Consider the following 18391-nt stretch of genomic DNA (forward strand, 5'->3'; position numbering starts at 1 on the left):
TCAGCTCACATATGTCAGTGATTCGGGTGAACAAGGGCGGCCAATGCATCAGTCAGTGAAAATATGACGGGTATTTATATCATAAAAAAGGCTGGATCAATATCCAGCCTTCAATGTTTGGTTTTCATCAACCAGACCGCAATCGTCCACGCGTCATCACCAGCTTAGTGTCACTCAATCGTGCCGTATTCTGGCTCAAATGACAGTGGGTAATGGCGATCGCCAGTGCATCGGCGGCATCGGCTTGCGGGTTAGCGGGCAGTTTCAGCAAAGTACGCACCATATGCTGCACCTGACTTTTCTCTGCCCCACCGGTGCCGGTTACCGTTTGTTTGACCTGACGCGCGGCATATTCAAACACCGGCAAATCGAGGTTCACCGCCGCCACAATTGCGGCACCACGCGCCTGACCTAGCTTCAATGCAGAGTCGGCATTCTTCGCCATAAATACCTGCTCAATAGCAAAATAGTCTGGCGAGAATTGGGTGATGATTTCAGTCACCCCGGCGTAGATCAATTTGAGGCGGGAAGGCAGATCGGTAACGCTGGTGCGGATACAGCCGCTGCCCAGATAAGTGAGCTGGCGGCCAACCTGACGAATCACACCGTAACCGGTGACGCGCGAACCGGGGTCAATCCCGAGAATGATCGCCACTACGCGCCTCCGGTTGTCGGGTTAATGGAAAACGCCATTACAGCGTTTCCGCGACCTCATCAGAAATTTCACCGTTGTGGTAAACCTCCTGCACATCGTCGCAGTCTTCCAGCATGTCGATCAGACGCAGCAGTTTCGGTGCAGTTTCCGCATCCATTTCCGCTTTGGTTGATGGGATCATGGCAACTTCAGCGGTATCCGCTTTCAGACCACCGGCTTCCAGTGCATCACGCACGGCGCCCATCTCTTCCCACGCGGTAAACACATCAATCGCACCGTCGTCGTAGCTCACCACGTCTTCAGCACCGGCTTCCAACGCCGCTTCCATTACAGCATCTTCATCCTGACCTGGAGCATAAGAGATCACGCCCTTCTTGCTGAACAGGTAAGAAACGGAGCCGTCGGTACCCAGGTTGCCACCGGTTTTGGTGAAGGCGTGACGCACTTCGCCCACGGTACGGTTACGGTTGTCACTCAGACACTCGATCATCACCGCTGAGCCGCCAGGACCGTAACCTTCATAGATGATGGTTTCCATGTTGGAATCATCTTCGCCGCCCACGCCGCGTGCAATCGCACGGTTCATGGTGTCACGGGTCATGTTGTTGGACAGGGCTTTGTCCATTGCAGCACGCAGACGCGGGTTGGAGTTGGCATCGCCGCCACCCAGTTTCGCTGCGGTCACCAGCTCACGAATGATTTTGGTGAAGATTTTGCCGCGCTTAGCATCCTGCGCCGCTTTGCGGTGCTTGGTGTTTGCCCACTTACTGTGTCCAGCCATCTTGAGTATTTCTCCGATCTTGTATATTGCACGGGCTATCTTACTGGCGATCTCGGCTCCCGGCAGTGCTCGCAATCCTCACGTACAAAAGTACGCTCCGGTTGCTGCGCGCTGGCGGTAACCGACCTCGCTGCGCCGATTACGCCCGACTGTTCAATATTGGGCGGCGTAGAACTGAAAATCTGTGCCGATTACGCCCGTCTGTTCAATTTTAGCGGTGCGAGATGAATGTCTGGCACCGGATTTAAACACGAAGGAAATTCGCTTCGTCGAATTCGTGGAATCTACCTTAATCGTCGCCGGAAAAACGCGCGGCGGCGGGCATTCAGGTAAATTCTTCGATTGCCTGGCGGTTACTCCAGGACTTCGTCAGGGTTGCGGCAGCGATGGGCTCGAGCCAGCGCGCGGCCAGATGCTCGGTGAGCAGCAGGTCGCGCTCTTGCGGGAGTGCCAGCCGGAACCAGTGTTCACGGTTGTGCGTGGTACCGGGTGCGTAGCGATGGCGATAGTGCGGAAAGATTTCAAACTCAATGTGTTTGTGGCAATCATCCAGCACCAGCTGTTCGCCCGCAACGTCGATACCCAGCTCTTCTGACACCTCACGTTCTGCTGCCTGACGCGGGCTCTCACCCGCTTCGAGGCTGCCGGTCACGGATTGCCAGAAGCTTTCATCATCCCGTCGCTGCAGCATTAACACCCGGCCAGTATCTCGCGCAAAAATAACCACCAGCACTGAAACCGGATGTTTATAGCCCATTACTTGTTCTCTGACTTTTCTTTCTTCGGTGCGACCAGAATACCGAGATCCAGCAGTGCCGCCGGGTTGGCTTCACTCGGTGCTTCGGTCATCAGGCACGCCGCTGCGGTGGTTTTCGGGAACGCGATAACATCACGGATGTTGTCGGTGCCGGTCAGCAACATCGTCAGACGATCCAGACCAAATGCCAGGCCCGCGTGCGGTGGTGTACCGTATTTCAGCGCGTCGAGCAGGAAGCCAAATTTCTCACGCTGCTCTTCTTCGGTAATACCGAGAATGCTAAACACGGTCTGCTGCATTTTACCGTTGTGGATACGCACGGAACCGCCGCCCACTTCGTAACCGTTGATCACCATATCGTAGGCATTGGCAACCGCCTGCGTGGGATCAACTGCCAGCTGTTCTGCGGTCAGCTCTTTCGGTGAGGTAAACGGGTGGTGCATCGCTGCCAGGCCGCCCTCTTCATCCGCTTCAAACATTGGGAAGTCCACTACCCACAGCGGCGCCCACATGTTCTCATCGGTAATTTTCAGGTCGCGGCCCACTTTCAGACGCAGTGCACCCAGCGCATCTGTGACGATTTTGGCACGGTCAGCACCAAAGAAGATCAGATCGCCATCTTGTGCCGTGGTGCGGTTCAGAATCGCTTCGACAATTTCTGGCGTCAGGAACTTAGCCACCGGGCTCTGAACCCCTTCAAAACCTTTCGCACGTTCGTTGATCTTCATCCACGCCAGACCTTTGGCGCCATAGATCTCGACAAATTTGGTGTACTCATCAATCTGCTTACGCGTCAGCGCCGCGCCGCCTGGCACACGCAGTGCGGCAACACGACCTTTCGGATCGTTAGCCGGGCCAGCGAACACCTGGAACTCCACGTTCTGCAGCAGGTCAGCGACATCGACCAACTCCATCGGGTTACGCAGGTCCGGCTTATCCGAACCGTAGCGGCTCATCGCTTCGGCAAAGGTCATCTGCGGGAAGTCACCGAGGTCCACGCCTTTCACGTCGACCCACAGTTCCCGGATCAAACGCTCCATCTTTTCACGCACCTGCTCGGCGGTCATGAAAGAGGTTTCAACGTCGATCTGGGTGAATTCTGGCTGGCGGTCAGCACGTAAGTCTTCATCACGGAAGCATTTTACGATCTGATAGTAGCGGTCAAAACCGGACATCATCAGCAGCTGTTTGAACAGCTGAGGTGACTGCGGCAGTGCGTAGAATTTGCCTTTATGTACACGGCTTGGCAACAGATAGTCACGCGCACCTTCTGGCGTGGCTTTGGTCAGCATCGGGGTTTCGATATCGAGGAAACCTTCGTTATCCATAAAGCGACGCACGAAGCTGGTGATTTTCGCACGGGTTTTCAGACGCTGTGCCATTTCCGGACGGCGCAGGTCCAGATAGCGATAGGTCAGACGCGCTTCTTCGCTGTTGACCTGATTAGAGTCCAACGGCAGCGGTTCAGCACGGTTGATAATGTTCAGCGCGTGGGCAAACACTTCGATGTCGCCGGTGGCCATATCACTGTTGCGGTTCTTCTCATCGCGCGCACGCACGGTGCCGGTGATCTGGATGCAGAATTCGTTACGCAGTTCAGAGGCCAGCTGGAAAGCGTCCTGATGATCGGCGTCGAAGAATACCTGAGCGATACCTTCACGGTCGCGCATATCGATAAAAATCAGGCTGCCCAGATCGCGACGGCGGTTAACCCAACCGCAGAGAGTGACTTGCTGACCCACGTGAGACAGATTGAGCTGTCCGCAATATTCTGTACGCATAACGTATCCTTTTAACTTCGCCGCTGCTGCCAGACAACATCAGGCCGCGTAACCTTATGAGATGCTGTCGCAAAAAAGGCGGCTATTATAATGGAAAAACCCAGGCAGGATAAGTAGAGCCAGATCAAAGCGGACAAAACATTGTGGTTTATCGCGCGGTTTTTCCTGCCAACATCAAAACAGGGTACATTACCCGACACATTCCCGCCTGCAAAAGGATTCAGGAGCCTCGCTTGACACTTCGCATTGGATTACCGCAATGGCAGCATCCCCGCTGGAAGCAGTATGGCCTGGAAACGCTGGCGGATTATGCCCAGTTGTTTGACTGCGTCGAAGGCAACACTACGCTGTATGCACTGCCCTCCCCGGAAGTCGTGATGCGCTGGCGTGACATGACACACGATGACTTCCGCTTCTGCTTTAAATTTCCCAAAAGCATCAGTCATACCGCCGCATTACGGAACTGCGATGAACTGCTGAATGAATTCTTCCGCTTACTCGATCCGTTAAGCCAGCGCATCGGCCAGTATTGGCTGCAACTGCCAGCGACCTTTTCACCCGCACAATTGAAAGACTTGTGGCTGTTCCTCGATAGCCTGCCGCGTGGATTTAGCTACGGCGTGGAAGTCCGTCACGAACAGTTTTTTGCCAAATGCGAGGCTGAGCGCGCCTTCAATCGCGGTTTGCTGGAGCGCGGTGTCAATCGGGTGATCCTCGACAGCCGTCCCGTCCACGCCTCGACTTCGCAAACCGCCGCCGCCGTGGATGCCCGTGCAAAAAAACCACGCGTGCCACCGCATGCCGTGCGCAGCGGTTCGCAACCGATGGTGCGCTTTATCGGCAGCGACAGCGTGGAAGAGAGCGTGCCGCTGTTTCAGCCGTGGCAAAACAAACTGGCGGAGTGGCAGGCAGATAGCGATCCGATGCTGTTCATCCATACGCCGGATATGGGCGAGGTGTTTCCCTTACTGCAGGCGCTGTGGCCTCAGTTGCTGCAACTTGAGCCTTCGCTGCGCAATCTGCCCGACTGGCCGCAACAATCCAGCCTGTTCTAAACTCAAAGCGGGTGCAGCCTGCGGGACTTTCTGACAGAATAGCGCCCTTTCCGATTCCTCTCTCCGGACTTTTCATTATGTCTGACCGCGATACGCTATTTTCCGCACCCATCGATAAGTTGGGTGACTGGACCTTTGACGAGCGCGTGGCTGAAGTCTTTCCCGATATGATTCAGCGCTCGGTGCCGGGTTATTCCAACATCATTTCGATGATTGGCATGCTGGCAGAACGCTTTGTACAGCCTAACAGCCAGGTTTACGATCTCGGCTGCTCACTGGGCGCGGCTACGCTCTCTGTCCGCCGCAATATCCATGTGCCGGGCTGCCAGATTATTGCCGTGGACAATTCACCCGCGATGGTGGAACGCTGCCGCCGCCATATTGATGCCTTCCGCGCGGATACGCCGGTGCAGGTGATCGAAGCGGATATTCAGGACATCCACATTGAGAACGCTTCAATGGTGGTGCTGAACTTTACCCTGCAATTCCTTGAGCCCCCTGCGCGTCTGGAATTGCTGAAAAAGATCGCCAAAGGTTTGAACCCTGGCGGTGCGCTGGTGTTGTCAGAAAAATTCAGCTTCGAAGATGGCGAAGTCGGCGAACTGCTGTTCAACATGCATCACGACTTCAAGCGCGCCAACGGTTATAGCGAACTGGAAATCAGCCAGAAACGCAGCATGCTGGAAAACGTCATGCTCACCGACAGCGTAGAAGCGCACAAGGCGCGGTTGAAAACCGCCGGATTTGCCCACGCGGAATTGTGGTTCCAGTGCTTTAACTTTGGTTCTTTGGTAGCGTTGAAATGATTGATTTTGGCCGTTTTTATCAGCAAATCGCCACTGGCCCGTTGGCGAGCTGGCTGGAAGTTTTACCCGCACAAGTGGCAGCCTGGCAGCGCGAAAATCTGCACGGTAAATTCCGCGACTGGGAAAAAGCGGTGGATTACCTGCCGCTGCTGAACCCGCAAACGCTGGACCTGGTCAACAGCGTCACGGCCACGGCTGACGATCTCACCGATCGCCAACGCCTCGGCATTGAAAACCTGCTGCGTAACCTGATGCCATGGCGCAAAGGTCCCTATTCGCTTTACGGCACCGAGATTGATACTGAATGGCGCTCGGACTGGAAGTGGGATCGCGTACTGCCGCATATCTCGCCGTTGACCCATCGCACGGTGCTGGATGTCGGTTGCGGTAGCGGTTATCACATGTGGCGCATGATTGGCGCGGGCGCAAAGCTGGTGGTCGGCATCGATCCAATGCAGCTGTTCCTGTGCCAGTTCGAAGCGGTGCGTAAGCTGCTGGGCGACGATCGCCGCGCGCATCTGCTGCCGCTCGGCATCGAACAGCTGCCGGCATTACAAGCATTCGATACCGTGTTTTCCATGGGTGTGTTGTATCACCGCCGTTCGCCGCTTGATCATCTGCTGCAGCTGAAAAACCAGTTGGTGAGTGATGGCGAACTGGTGCTGGAAACGCTGGTGGTGGAAGGCGATGAGAACACCGTACTGGTGCCGGGTGAACGTTATGCGCAAATGCGCAACGTCTACTTTATTCCGTCTGCTGCCGCGTTGAAGGGCTGGCTGGAGAAGTGCGGTTTTGTCGATGTGCGCATTGCGGATTATGCAGTAACGTCCACGGATGAGCAGCGCCGTACCTCCTGGATGACCAGCGAATCGCTGGCTGAATTCCTTGATCCTAACGACAGCAGCAAAACCATTGAAGGTTATCCAGCACCGCTGCGCGCGGTACTGGTGGCACGTAAGCCGTAATACTTAACGCCGCGACAGCGCCAGCTTCGCGGCGAAACCAATAAACACGCAGCCGGTTAAACGATCCATCACTTTCAGCACCGTCGGACGACGCAGATGCGCCGCAAAATACTGGCTGCCGCCAATCAACACCGCATTCCATACCAGACCAATCAGCATGTGGGTTAACGCCATCAAGGTACACCACAGCGCCACTGACGCACCAGCCGGGATAAACTGTGGCAGGAACGTGACATAAAACACGCCGACTTTTGGATTTAGCAGATTGCCGAATAATCCTCGCGAGAAGCAGGCGAAATAGCTCTGCTCTTTGCCTTGCACACTCTGGCTCTCTTCCGCCTGAGTGCGGGGGTTCAGTAGCAGTTTGACCCCGAGATACAACAAATATGCTGCGCCGACCCACTTCAGCAGGTTATAGGCCATTTCAGAAGCCAGCAGCAGCGCGCCGAGACCCAGCCCCACCGCAACGCCCCACACCAGACAACCCATGGTGACGCCCAATGCTGTGGCTGATGCCCGTTTCCAGCCCTGTGCGGCTGCGGATCGTAGCACCAGCGCGGTATCGAAGCCTGGCGTTAACGTTAGAATCGTAATGGCAAAAAGAAAAGAGAAAATCAGTGTCATGGCAAGCTCCCTGTCAATTCGCCGCTATCTTAACCTTGCTGCAACATCCTGACGATAGTTACCTTCCGTCATCAATTGATAATAATTCTCAACTTGCCAGTAATGGTTAAATCTCCGTCATTTATCTGTGTCACTTTATCGGCAACGGCTTTTCTCACATCAAGGAGTTGTCGCTATGAGTAAATTCATTTTTTCTTCTCCGCGTAAATATGTTCAGGGTGCCGGTGTGCTGGATGAACTGGGAACCTATGTGGCCGAGTTGGGTCAGCATGCGTTTCTCGTCGCCGATGACATCGTCTGGAAGCTGATCGGTGAACGCACGCAGAAAACGTTAAAAGCGGCGGGCATTGAGTTCAGCTGGCAGCAGTTTAACGGTGAAGCCTCCAGCAACGAGATCAATCGCTTAACGCAACTGGCTAAAGCGCAAGGCAGTAACGTGGTGGTGGGACTTGGTGGTGGTAAAACGCTGGACACGGTGAAAGCCATTGCGGATGAGCTTAAGCAACCGGTCGCCATCGTGCCGACCGTGGCCTCAACCGATGCGCCCTGCAGCGCCTTGTCCGTGATCTATTCCGACAGCGGCGTATTCGAAAGCTATCGCTTCTACAGCAAAAACCCGGATCTGGTGCTGGTGGATACCGCTGTTTGCGCAGGTGCGCCAGCACGTTTGTTCGCCTCAGGCATTGCCGATGGTCTGGCAACCTGGGTTGAGGCTCAGGCCGTGCTGCGCTCGCATGCAAAATCGATGGTCAATGGCGATCCCACCATTGCAGGCACCGCGATTGCGCGCGCCTGTGAAGAGACATTACTGACCTGGGGTTACAGTGCGTACACCGCGGTGAGTGAAAAACGCGTGACGCCAGCCGTGGAAGCGGTGGTGGAAGCGAATACCCTACTTTCAGGTCTTGGCTTTGAGAATGCCGGATTGGCTGGCGCGCACGCCATTCATAATGGCTTTACCGCGATTGATGGCGATATCCATCATCTGACGCACGGCGAGAAAGTCGCTTACGGCACGCTGACGCAAATGGTGCTCGAACAACGTCCGGATGAGGAGATTGCGCGTTATATCCGCTTCTACCGTTCCATCAAAATGCCGACCACGTTGAAAGAGCTGCATTTGGAGAACGAATCCTGGGAGAATCTGCTGCGCGTCGGGGCGCTGGCGAACAGCGAGGGGGACACATTGAAAAACCTTAACCCGAACCTGTCGCCAGAAGACATTGCCAACGCGATTGTGGCGGTGGATGCCTTTAGTAGAACTGTGCAGTAAAAGAGGTTGGGCGCACCGCGGTGCGCCCGGATCAACCGCGTTTACTCCCCGTCATCCGCTACAGCAGGCGGGCGATCCCAGTACTGATATTTGTACGCAGAACTCAGGTGCCGCTCGATGGTGCCTTTGGCAAACACCTCGGTTTCATGCAGGTAACTCAGCGTGCAGTTACCGACCTCATCCCATAACTGACACTCATCAACTGAACTCAAAGTACTTACCGGCGTGGTGGCGAAGCCGTTAAGTCTTAACTCCCGCCACTGTTTATCGTAACTGTAGGTATCTTTGCCGCGTGCGCTCGATGATGAAGTCACTAATCCTTGTGGATTCCAGCGCCAGCTGCTCTCGCCGTTAGTCATCACATCACTGCCGCGCGCGACGCTCTTCTCCAGGCGAAAATGTTTGTCATAGCGGTAAGTGGTATCGGTAAAGCCATCTTTCCCCATGCTGGTGAATTTGTCGGAAGAGCTGATGATGTTGCCATGCTGACCAATTTGCCAGCTGATGGTGCCCTGACGGTTATCCACCACTTCCTCTTTGCCCGCTCTCACCACTTTGACCAGATAGGCATACTCCGCCACCCAACCACGCTGCACGCGGGCGATGTGCTGTTCCATAGTCAGCACCACGTTGCCTTCGTTCTTGTCATACGTGATGTCGGCAACCATCAGATCCCCGCACTGATCGAACTGTCCCAGCACGCGTTTTTGCGAATCAACATCTTTACCGAATTCCCCCGCCACCACCTGGCGTACCGCGCCTTTGGCATCACCACCCAGCATGATCCAGTTGTTGCTGCTGGTAATATTTTTGCTCATAGGCGGACAGGCAGTGCTCACCGCCAGCGCTGAACCAGACAAGGGGAACAACAGCACTAAAACAGCACAAGAGTAGGATTTCATGAATGTTATCCGCGCTAAGCCATAGAGTAATCAAAGCATCTTTTTTAACAATGCGCTATCAACGGCTATACGGCAGACAAAAAGAACCCCAGCAAAATTCACTGGGGTTTGGTACTTGCAAACATCACGTCAGAGTTTTGGCGTGCTGCGCGGCAAAAGGAGTGCGAACTCAGGCGACACGAACAGCGGTCATTTCCAGCATACTTTTCATCGCTTCGACCACATCGCCGTCGACACAAGTTCGGCTAAATTCATCGACTTCTGCTTCGGAGCACATGGAGACACCGGCTTTACGGTAGCGCATCGGCGAAGCAACAAGTCGGCTGGCGGAGCTGTGTACTTCCTGCAGACCACTATCGATAAATTTCTGCAAATTGCTCAAGCGTACACCCGCACCGGCCATAATGATTGGACCCGTACTGACTTCATTTAGTTCCCGTAACAATGCAATTCCGGTCTCCGCGCTTTGCTGCTGACCGGAGGTCAAAATACGGGCGACACCTAAATCTGACAACATATCCAGCGCGCGTTTGGGGCTGTGGCACAAATCAAACGCGCGATGAAAAGTCACCGCCATGCCATCGCACAGCGCCATAATCTGCCGCATCCGTGTGATATCAACGTGGGCATCTTCATCCAGCATGCCTATCACCACGCCAGGGAAACCCAACTCACGCATCAGCGCGACATCGGATTTCATCACCTCAAATTCCTGTGCGGTGTAACAAAAATCGCCGCCACGGGGGCGAACAATCGGGTGAACCGGGATAGAGAGTTCACGTTGGGCGGCTTCCAGCACGCCAGCCGACGGCGTCAGCCCGCCTTCACGTGGGGCACTGCACAATTCCACGCGATCGGCACCGGACTGCTGTGCAGTCATTGCACAGTCGATGCCGTAACAACAAATTTCCAGTTTCGTCATACCTTGCTCCTTTTCATGACTTCTGGCTCGGGAGGATGGCTTAAGTTAGTCTGCTTAATGGGACAGTTTACGTGGAAACCTCACTATGGCATTCGATTTTGATCAATGGATAGACCGTCGTCACAGCGATAGTTTGAAATGGCACAAATATGGTGATCGCGATGTGCTGCCATTATGGGTTGCAGATACGGATTTTCGCTCGCCAAACTGCATTATTGAGGCCATTAAAAAACGCGTTGAGCACGGTGTTTTCGGCTATGGCGGCACGCCCACGGGATTGATTGATATCACTGTTTCCCGCCTGGCGCAGCGCTACCACTGGCATATTCAACCGGAATGGATCGTCATGCTGCCTGGCGTTGTCAGCGGCCTCAATCTTTCGGTCCGGGCTTTTACTGAAGCCGGCCAGCGCACGGTGGCGCCGACGCCAATTTATCCGCCATTTCGCGCTGCCTCGAAGCTGGCCGAGCGCGAGCAGGTCAATTTGCCGCTGCGTTTACAGAAGGACCGCTGGGTCGTCGATCTCGAAACGGATGCGCTGCAGAGTAATGAACGCCTGCTGATGTTGTGTAACCCGCAGAACCCCGGCGGCACCGTCTATCGCCGTGAGGAGCTGGAAGCGCAACTGGCTTTTGCTCAGCAACACGATTTAATCGTTTGTTCTGACGAAATTCACTGTGATTTGATTCTGTCGCCGGATGCACACCATATTCCCTTTGCTGCATTAAGTGATGATGCAGCACAGCGCAGCATTACGCTGATATCACCGTCGAAAACCTTCAACATTGCCGGTCTGGGCGCCTCGATGGCGATTATTCCCAATCCTGAGTTACGCAAACGTTTTAAGCAGGTGCGCGAAGGCATTGTGCCTGGGGTCGATATCCTGGCGTTAGTGGCAGCAGAAGCGGCCTGGCGTGATGGTGATGCGTGGCTGGAGGCGCAAATCCATTACCTGCGAGAGAATCGCGACTGGCTGGTGGCGCAAGTCAATGCGCTTCCCGAACTGCAGATGAACTCGCCGGAAGCCACCTATCTCGGTTGGATAGACGCCAGCCAGCTGGATGTAGCCAGTCCCGCTCTCTATTTTGAGAAACACGGCCTCGGTTTTTCACCCGGCCGCGATTTCGGCGATGACAACTTTGTGCGCTTTAACTTCGGCTGTACGCGCGCCCTGCTGGAACAGGCGGTGAGCCGATTGCACAGCGCGGTCATCGCACGACGTTAGCCTTGTTCACTGGCGACAATCTCTTCCAGGCGCCATGGATGAAACTTGATGGTGGTTTGCCCGTCCGTCACCGCCAGTGTCGGGTTGGGCAAACGCTCATTTTCCCCTTTCGGCGCGCTGGTTTTGAAGGAGATGCCTGGCTGTGTCAACGCCTGGTCGGAGAGCAGCGCCATCGCGCGCATGCCCAGGGTTTCTGGCTCACCGCGCAAGACAATTTCCACATGTTCCCAACCTTCATGGCGATACAATTTCTCACCCGGCCAGGGTAACTCAATCACATCGACCTGGCTGCCGGCGAGGTTCAGCGGCTGATGCAGTTTGAATAAGCAAATGGGCCGTCCATTGATCATGGCCTCGGAAAACAGCTGCCCAATTTGCTGTAAACCCGCTTTCCAGCGTTCGGCCGTGGCGAACTGATGGCAACGAACGGCAATATGGTCAACCTCATGTTCTGCCCATTCCAGCCCTAATCGTTCAGCAAATTGCTGCAAAGCCTGCTCAAAGCGAGATAGGTCTTTTTCTAAATCACTCAATTCCGAAGGAAAATGCATCCTTTAACTCCATAATCGTCGATATCAGTTCAGTTATTTTAATCAATAAATTCGTGGGTCAGCCGCGGATTACGCTTGACAAAATTGTCGGATTCCTCCGATTAAGCCTCAGAAAGCGCCTAAAACCGCCTAAACACCCCCTCTAATTAGGATTAATCCCCCAATCAGGGCCAGAGGTTACTTTATGAAAGTGGGTTAAACCCCTGTTATTATTAACGATAATTAATACAATGAGATAAATCTTATTTCAGTTGCAAACAATTGCAGCCTGATACCCTTTCTTATAAATTTGTGTTTCACAACTACAAGGAATGGCTCTATGTCTATGCTCATTGTTGTCGCGGTCCTGATTGCATTGATGGGATTTGCAATTTCCCGCCACTGGAAGGTGCGTGAAGACAAAAGCGTTAAAAATCCTCGTCGTCACCCGCGTCGCCGTTAATCGGCGCGCGGGTTGCTCTTACCCACCATTGCGCATGCTAAAAGCTGACGCACTTTAACATTTCACGTATACTTCCCCTCTTATTTTTCCGTCCCGCCGCGCTGTTGCGGGATGAAGGCATCGGCTCGCCGCCCGTGGCGGGCCTTTTCAGCATATGAAGGTAACGCGGTGAATATTCAGGCTCTTCTATCCGATAAAGTCGGTCAGGCAATGGTAGCGGCGGGTGCGCCAGCGGATTGTGAACCTCAGGTTCGTCAGTCGGCTAAAGTGCAGTTCGGCGATTATCAGGCGAACGGTATCATGGCTGTAGCGAAAAAGCTTGGTCAGGCACCGCGCCAGCTGGCTGAACAGGTGATTCAGCATCTGGATCTCGCCGGCATCGCCAGCAAAGTCGAAATCGCCGGACCCGGCTTCATCAATATTTTCCTCGATCGCCAGTGGCTGGCTGCACAAACCGCGCAGGCCCTGCAGTTGCCGCGCCTTGGCGTCAGCAGCCTCGAACCGCAGACTATCGTGATCGATTACTCGGCGCCCAACGTGGCGAAGCAGATGCACGTTGGTCACGTCCGCTCCACCATCATCGGTGATGCTGCGGTACGTACGCTGGAATTCCTCGGCCATAACGTGATTCGCGCTAACCACGTCGGTGATTGGGGTACGCAGTTCGGTATGCTGATTGCCTATCTGGAAAAGCAGCAGAACGAGCATCACGAAGACATCGCGCTGGCTGACCTGGAAGAGTTCTACCGTGAAGCCAAAGTCACCTATGACGCGGACGAAGCCTTCGCCGAACGCGCCCGTGGTTACGTGGTGAAACTCCAGGGTGGCGATGAGTATTGCCGCGCGATGTGGAAGAAGCTGGTCGATATCACCATGAGCCAGAATCAGGAAGTCTATGACCGCCTGAACGTAACGCTGACGCGCAAAGACGTGATGGGTGAGAGCCTGTATAACGATATGCTGCCTGGCATCGTGAGCGACCTGCGTGAAAAAGGCCTGGCCGTGACCAGCGAGGGCGCGACCGTAGTATTCCTTGATGAATTCAAAAACAAGGAAGGCGAAGCGATGGGCGTGATCATCCAGAAAAAGGATGGCGGCTATCTCTACACCACTACCGACATCGCCTGTGCGAAATATCGCTATGAGACGTTGAAAGCCGACCGCGTGCTGTACTACATCGATTCACGTCAGCATCAGCATTTGCAACAGGCATGGACCATCGTGCGCAAAGCCGGTTACGTGCCGGAGTCTGTGCCACTTGAGCACCACGCCTTTGGCATGATGCTGGGCAAAGATGGCCGTCCATTCAAAACCCGTAGCGGCGGCACCATTAAGCTGGCCGATCTGCTGGATGAAGCCGTTGAGCGAGCGCATGCGCTGGTCAGCGAGAAGAACCCGGAAATGTCAGCGCAAGAGCTGAAAGATCTGGCGGAAGTTGTCGGTATCGGCGCCGTGAAATATGCCGATCTGTCAAAAAGCCGCACCACCGATTACATCTTCGACTGGGATAACATGCTGGCGTTTGAAGGCAACACTGCGCCTTACATGCAGTATGCCTACACGCGCGTGCTGTCGGTGTTCCGTAAAGCCGGCATTGATGCCGAGAGCCTGAGCGGTGACATCGTGCTGACGGAAGAGCGTGAAGCGCAGTTAGCGACCCGCCTGCTGCAGTTTGAAGAAGTGATCACCCAGGTTGCACGTGACGGTACGCCACATGTGATGTGTGCTTACCTGTACGATCTGGCTGGCCTGTTCTCTGGCTTCTACGAGCACTGCCCAATTCTCTCCGCTGAGGACGAGCAGGTGCGTAACAGCCGTCTGCAGCTGGCGGCACTGACCGCTAAAACGCTGAAACAAGGTTTGGATACGCTGGGTATCAAAACCGTCGAGCGTATGTAATAACAAAAAAACCCGCCTCGGCGGGTTTTTTATTGGCTATTGGTAATTCACCGTCACTTCACTGCTCACCACCCGTAATCCCGGCGGTAACGCGCCCTTCCCCTGAAAACCAAACGCCAGATGCAACGTCTCGTCAGCCGGGATATTCGCCAGGCTACGTGTTGAACCACTGCCGCCTTCAATCTCCACGCAACGCTGCGTCGCACATAAGCGCACGATCAATCCTGACGGAGCGGGACGGCTCAGCTGATAACGCCAGTTCACCACCGTGATAGCACCCACGGCAGGCGACGGGGCTTTTAACGCGGGCGTCGTGTGCCAGTTGCCGCGCGCGCCGAGGCTCGGACCGCTGGCACTGTCATTCCAGGATCCTGCCGCATCAACACTCAGGGGCAGCGCCATCATCGGTAACATCATTAATGCCCAGCACCAGCGACGCATGGTTACTTACCTCCAATGGTGGCGGTCATACGGATCTGGCGATTGTCGGTCAGCTCCATATTCGACAGCACCACCAGCTGCGGCAGATTGCGGCGCAGGAAGCGCGCCAGCAACGCACGCAGCGGATGGTTTACCAGCAACACCGGTGGTGCACCGGTCATCTCTTGCTGTTGCAGTGCGCCCTGCGTCTGTACCAGTAAGCGATCTGCCAGACCTGGCTCCAGACCGCCGCCGCCCTGCAAGGCTTGCAGCAGCAGGCGCTCTAAGGTGGCATCCAGCCCAATCACCTGCACTTCACCGTTACCCGGGAACCACTGCTGGGTAATCGCGCGGCCCAACGCTACACGCACCACGCTGGTCAGCTCTTGTGGATCGGTTTGCACCGGCGCATGTTCCGCCAGCGTTTCAATGATGGTGCGCATATCGCGAATCGACACACGCTCAATCAGCAGGTTCTGCAGCACTTTATGCAGCGTGGTCAGGGTGATGACGCCCGGCACCAGATCTTCGGTCAGCTTCGGCATCTCCTGGGTCACGCGGTCCAGTAGCTGCTGCGCTTCCTGACGACCAAACAGCTCGCTGGCGTATTGACCGATCAGATGGTTGAGATGTGTCGCCACCACGGTACTGGCTTCCACCACGGTGAAGCCCTGAATCTGTGCCTGCTCTTTCAACGCACTATCGATCCAGATGGCTGCTAAACCGAAGGCAGGATCAACGGTCGGTTCCCCCGGCAGCGAACCGGCTGCGGTGCCTGGGTTAATCGCCATCCAGCGTCCTGGGTAGGCATCACCGCTGCCAATTTCCACGCCCTTCATCAGGATGCGGTAACGCGCTGGCGGTAGATCCATATTGTCGCGGATATGCACCACAGGCGGCAGGAAGCCCACCTCCTGTGCAACTTTTTTACGGATACTGCGGATGCGACCCAGCAGCTCACCGTTTTGCAGATGATCGACCATCGGAATCAGGCGATAACCGACTTCCAGCCCCAGTGAATCTTCCAGCTGCACGTCTTTCCACGAAGCTTCCACCGTGGCGGGCGTCTCCTGCGTTTTGGTCAGACTGGTAGGTTCAGCGCTTGTCTTCGGTTTCATTTCCCGGCCGCGCAGCCACCAGGCGAGGCCCAGCAGGCCTGCGGTAAACAGCAGGAACACAAAGTTCGGCATCCCCGGCACCAGGCCGAGCAGACCAATAACACCGCCGCTCAACATCAATACGCGTGGGTTGCTGAACAGCTGGGAGACCATCTGATCGCCCACATCCTGATCGGTGCCAACGCGCGTCACGATGACGCCCGCTGCGGTGGAGATCACCAGCGCCGGGATCTGTGCCACCAAACCGTCACCGATGGTCAGCAGCGTATAGGTTTCACCTGCGTGCCCCAGATCCATACCGTGCTGCACCACGCCCACCAGCAGACCGCCGATGACGTTGATCACCATGATCAAAATACCGGCGATGGCGTCACCACGCACAAACTTACTCGCACCGTCCATTGAGCCGTAGAAGTCAGCTTCCTGGGTCACTTCGGTACGACGACGCTTGGCTTCCTCTTCGCCGATTAAACCGGCGTTAAGGTCAGCATCGATTGCCATCTGCTTACCGGGCATCCCATCCAGCACAAAACGCGCGCCCACTTCGGCGATACGTCCGGCACCTTTGGTGATAACCATAAAGTTGATGATAACGAGGATGATGAACACCACGATACCGATGGCGAAGTTACCACCCACCAGGAAGTGGCCAAAAGCTTCGACCACGCGTCCGGCGGCATCGGCACCCGTATGCCCTTCCAGCAGGATGATACGGGTTGAGGCAACGTTCAGCGCCAGGCGCAGCAATGTAGAGAACAGCAGAATGGTCGGGAAGGCGGCAAATTCCAGCGTACGCTGGGTGAACATCGCCACCAGCAACACCATGATCGACAAAGCAATGTTAAAGGTGAACAACAGGTCGAGAATGAAGGCCGGCAGCGGCAGCACCATCATCGACAGGATCAACATGATCAGTATCGGCCCAGCCAGCACCTTCCACTGCGTGTCTTTAAAGTTGCCCGGTAAACGCAGCTTTTCGGCCATATTAGCCATCGTTTCTGTTCTCTCCTGCAAAGTCCATGTCTGCCGGAACCGGCAGCTGTTTTGGTTTGGTTGGGATCAGGCCGCCTTCACGCTTCCAGCGTCGCAGCTGCCATACCCATGCCAGTACTTCCGCCACCGCCGCATACAGCGCGCCGGGGATGAACTGACCAATTTCCGTATGTCGATACAGTGCGCGCGCCAATGGCGGTGCTTCTAAAATCGGTATGCGATGCTCTTTTGCCAGCTCACGAATTTTCAGTGCAATATCGCCGGCCCCTTTCGCAATCACCTTTGGCGCGCTCATCTTGCCTTCCTGATACTTCAGCGCCACCGAGTAGTGCGTCGGGTTGGTGACGATCACGTCGGCTTTGGGCACATCCGCCATCATGCGACGACGTGCCGCCGCACGCATGGCCTGACGAATACGCCCTTTGACGTGCGGGTCACCTTCGTTTTGCTTGTGCTCGTCACGAATTTCCTGACGCGACATTTTCAGCTTTTTGAAGTGGCTGTAGAGCTGCCAGAACACGTCGAAACCCACCATCGGCACCAGGCCCAGCATGATCAACGCACAGCTAATGGCGATCATGGTTAAACCATGGTGGAGCGCATTGACCGGTGATTCACTGATTAACCGCAGCATCTCCTGCCAGTGCGACCAGATGTACCAGCCGCCCACCAGCCCCACCAGCACCGCCTTCAAAATGGCTTTTAGCAGTTCTGCCCAGGTTTGAGATGACACCATGCGCTTCAGGCCGCTCAGCGGATTGAGCTTGGTGAAATCCAGCTTGATGGATTTGCCGCTGATGTTGATTCCACCGAGCAGCATGGGCGCGGCAATCGCCACAATCACCAGACCCGCCATCAGCGGCAGCAGCGCCATCACCGCCTGACCAATCAGATTGCTGATGTGGGCGATGATCATCTTGTCATCGGTCACCATGGCATGATCAAAGCGAAAACCGGTGGCCAACATGCTGGCCAGCCTTTCAGCCATCAGTTCGCCGCCCAGCCACAGGATCAGCAAGCCCGCCAGCAGCATCAGTACCGATGTCAGCTCGCGCGATCGCGGAATCTGCCCCTCTTCTCGCGCCTTCTCTAGTCGGTGCGCCGTGGGCGATTCTGTTTTGTCCTCGTCGCTCTCTTCAGCCACGACATACCTCAGCTGGCAGGAATTCTGAGCATAGGATGCCAAAACCCGCCAAGGCTAAAGCGTGGATTAAGGGGGGAA

18 protein-coding genes are annotated in these 18391 nt (G+C 55.3%); 7 read left to right on the plus strand and 11 right to left on the minus strand.

Features of this window, described 5'->3' with window-relative positions:
- Positions 1-127: 127 nt before the first annotated feature.
- The 4 genes from ruvC to aspS all read right to left on the minus strand — a co-directional run bounded on the left by ruvC (position 128) and on the right by aspS (position 3974).
- Positions 128-655 (minus strand): crossover junction endodeoxyribonuclease RuvC, encoded by a 528-nt coding sequence (gene ruvC / locus ACXI0A_RS13080; RefSeq protein WP_224931726.1) that lies wholly within the window; start codon positions 653-655, stop codon positions 128-130.
- 37 nt (positions 656-692) lie between these two features.
- A complete protein-coding gene (locus ACXI0A_RS13085) occupies positions 693-1436 on the minus strand; it encodes a YebC/PmpR family DNA-binding transcriptional regulator (protein ID WP_224931725.1) in 744 nt (247 codons plus the stop codon).
- Positions 1437-1761: 325 nt separating this feature from the next.
- Positions 1762-2193, minus strand: coding sequence for a dihydroneopterin triphosphate diphosphatase (gene nudB / locus ACXI0A_RS13090; protein ID WP_476148441.1), 432 nt, complete (start codon positions 2191-2193; stop codon positions 1762-1764).
- The gene (aspS, locus tag ACXI0A_RS13095) at positions 2193-3974 is read right to left on the minus strand and encodes an aspartate--tRNA ligase (RefSeq protein WP_476148439.1); all 1782 of its coding nucleotides are present in this window, start codon (positions 3972-3974) and stop codon (positions 2193-2195) included. The genes nudB and aspS overlap by 1 nt, the downstream gene beginning before the upstream one ends.
- A gap of 233 nt (positions 3975-4207) precedes the next feature.
- On the opposite strand from aspS, the gene ACXI0A_RS13100 reads away from it, so the two are divergent.
- The 3 genes from ACXI0A_RS13100 to cmoB all read left to right on the plus strand — a co-directional run bounded on the left by ACXI0A_RS13100 (position 4208) and on the right by cmoB (position 6800).
- Positions 4208-5029: a DUF72 domain-containing protein gene (locus tag ACXI0A_RS13100; RefSeq protein ID WP_476148437.1), complete on the plus strand. Its 822-nt coding sequence runs from the start codon at positions 4208-4210 to the stop codon at positions 5027-5029.
- A 77-nt stretch (positions 5030-5106) separates the two neighbouring features.
- Positions 5107-5835 carry a carboxy-S-adenosyl-L-methionine synthase CmoA gene (gene cmoA, locus ACXI0A_RS13105; protein ID WP_224931721.1) on the plus strand — a complete coding sequence of 243 codons (729 nt, stop codon included), beginning with the start codon at positions 5107-5109 and terminating at the stop codon, positions 5833-5835.
- Complete coding sequence (gene cmoB / locus ACXI0A_RS13110) at positions 5832-6800, plus strand: tRNA 5-methoxyuridine(34)/uridine 5-oxyacetic acid(34) synthase CmoB (RefSeq protein WP_476148435.1); 969 nt, start codon at positions 5832-5834, stop codon at positions 6798-6800. The genes cmoA and cmoB overlap by 4 nt, the downstream gene beginning before the upstream one ends.
- 3 nt (positions 6801-6803) lie before the next feature.
- On the opposite strand, the gene ACXI0A_RS13115 is transcribed toward cmoB, so the two are convergent.
- Positions 6804-7424, minus strand: coding sequence for a LysE family translocator (locus ACXI0A_RS13115; protein WP_097116851.1), 621 nt, complete (start codon positions 7422-7424; stop codon positions 6804-6806).
- Positions 7425-7599: 175 nt separating this feature from the next.
- Here ACXI0A_RS13115 and ACXI0A_RS13120 point away from each other — a divergent pair, with 175 nt between their 5' ends.
- Entirely contained in the window at positions 7600-8697 is a 1098-nt protein-coding gene (locus ACXI0A_RS13120; protein WP_224931718.1) for a glycerol dehydrogenase, read from the plus strand.
- Between the two features lie 41 nt (positions 8698-8738).
- Here ACXI0A_RS13120 and ACXI0A_RS13125 read toward each other — a convergent pair whose 3' ends face one another.
- Entirely contained in the window at positions 8739-9599 is an 861-nt protein-coding gene (locus ACXI0A_RS13125) for a hypothetical protein (RefSeq protein WP_476148433.1), read from the minus strand.
- Between the two features lie 169 nt (positions 9600-9768).
- Positions 9769-10521 carry a copper homeostasis protein CutC gene (gene cutC, locus ACXI0A_RS13130; RefSeq protein ID WP_476148431.1) on the minus strand — a complete coding sequence of 251 codons (753 nt, stop codon included), beginning with the start codon at positions 10519-10521 and terminating at the stop codon, positions 9769-9771.
- 85 nt (positions 10522-10606) lie between these two features.
- On the opposite strand from cutC, the gene ACXI0A_RS13135 reads away from it, so the two are divergent.
- Positions 10607-11746 (plus strand): PatB family C-S lyase, encoded by a 1140-nt coding sequence (locus ACXI0A_RS13135; protein ID WP_476148429.1) that lies wholly within the window; start codon positions 10607-10609, stop codon positions 11744-11746.
- On the opposite strand, the gene ACXI0A_RS13140 is transcribed toward ACXI0A_RS13135, so the two are convergent.
- Complete coding sequence (locus ACXI0A_RS13140; protein ID WP_476148427.1) at positions 11743-12297, minus strand: VOC family protein; 555 nt, start codon at positions 12295-12297, stop codon at positions 11743-11745. The two genes, ACXI0A_RS13135 and ACXI0A_RS13140, sit on opposite strands and share 4 nt — an antisense overlap.
- Positions 12298-12616: 319 nt before the next feature.
- On the opposite strand from ACXI0A_RS13140, the gene ACXI0A_RS13145 reads away from it, so the two are divergent.
- Both ACXI0A_RS13145 and argS read left to right on the plus strand, forming a co-directional pair.
- Positions 12617-12739, plus strand: coding sequence for a hypothetical protein (locus ACXI0A_RS13145; RefSeq protein ID WP_007889544.1), 123 nt, complete (start codon positions 12617-12619; stop codon positions 12737-12739).
- A gap of 168 nt (positions 12740-12907) precedes the next feature.
- Positions 12908-14638: an arginine--tRNA ligase gene (argS, locus tag ACXI0A_RS13150; protein ID WP_476148425.1), complete on the plus strand. Its 1731-nt coding sequence runs from the start codon at positions 12908-12910 to the stop codon at positions 14636-14638.
- Between the two features lie 36 nt (positions 14639-14674).
- Here argS and flhE read toward each other — a convergent pair whose 3' ends face one another.
- From flhE to flhB, 3 genes are read right to left on the minus strand one after another with little or no spacing between them, the layout of a single operon-like run.
- Positions 14675-15079, minus strand: a complete 405-nt coding sequence (gene flhE, locus ACXI0A_RS13155) for a flagellar protein FlhE (RefSeq protein WP_476148423.1) — start codon at positions 15077-15079, stop codon at positions 14675-14677.
- 2 nt (positions 15080-15081) lie between these two features.
- Positions 15082-17169, minus strand: a complete 2088-nt coding sequence (flhA, locus tag ACXI0A_RS13160; RefSeq protein WP_224931711.1) for a flagellar biosynthesis protein FlhA — start codon at positions 17167-17169, stop codon at positions 15082-15084.
- Complete coding sequence (flhB, locus tag ACXI0A_RS13165; RefSeq protein WP_224931710.1) at positions 17162-18313, minus strand: flagellar biosynthesis protein FlhB; 1152 nt, start codon at positions 18311-18313, stop codon at positions 17162-17164. Before flhB ends, flhA begins: the two co-directional genes overlap by 8 nt.
- Positions 18314-18391 lie beyond the last annotated feature (78 nt).

This window comes from Pantoea sp. C1E2, assembly GCF_056491465.1.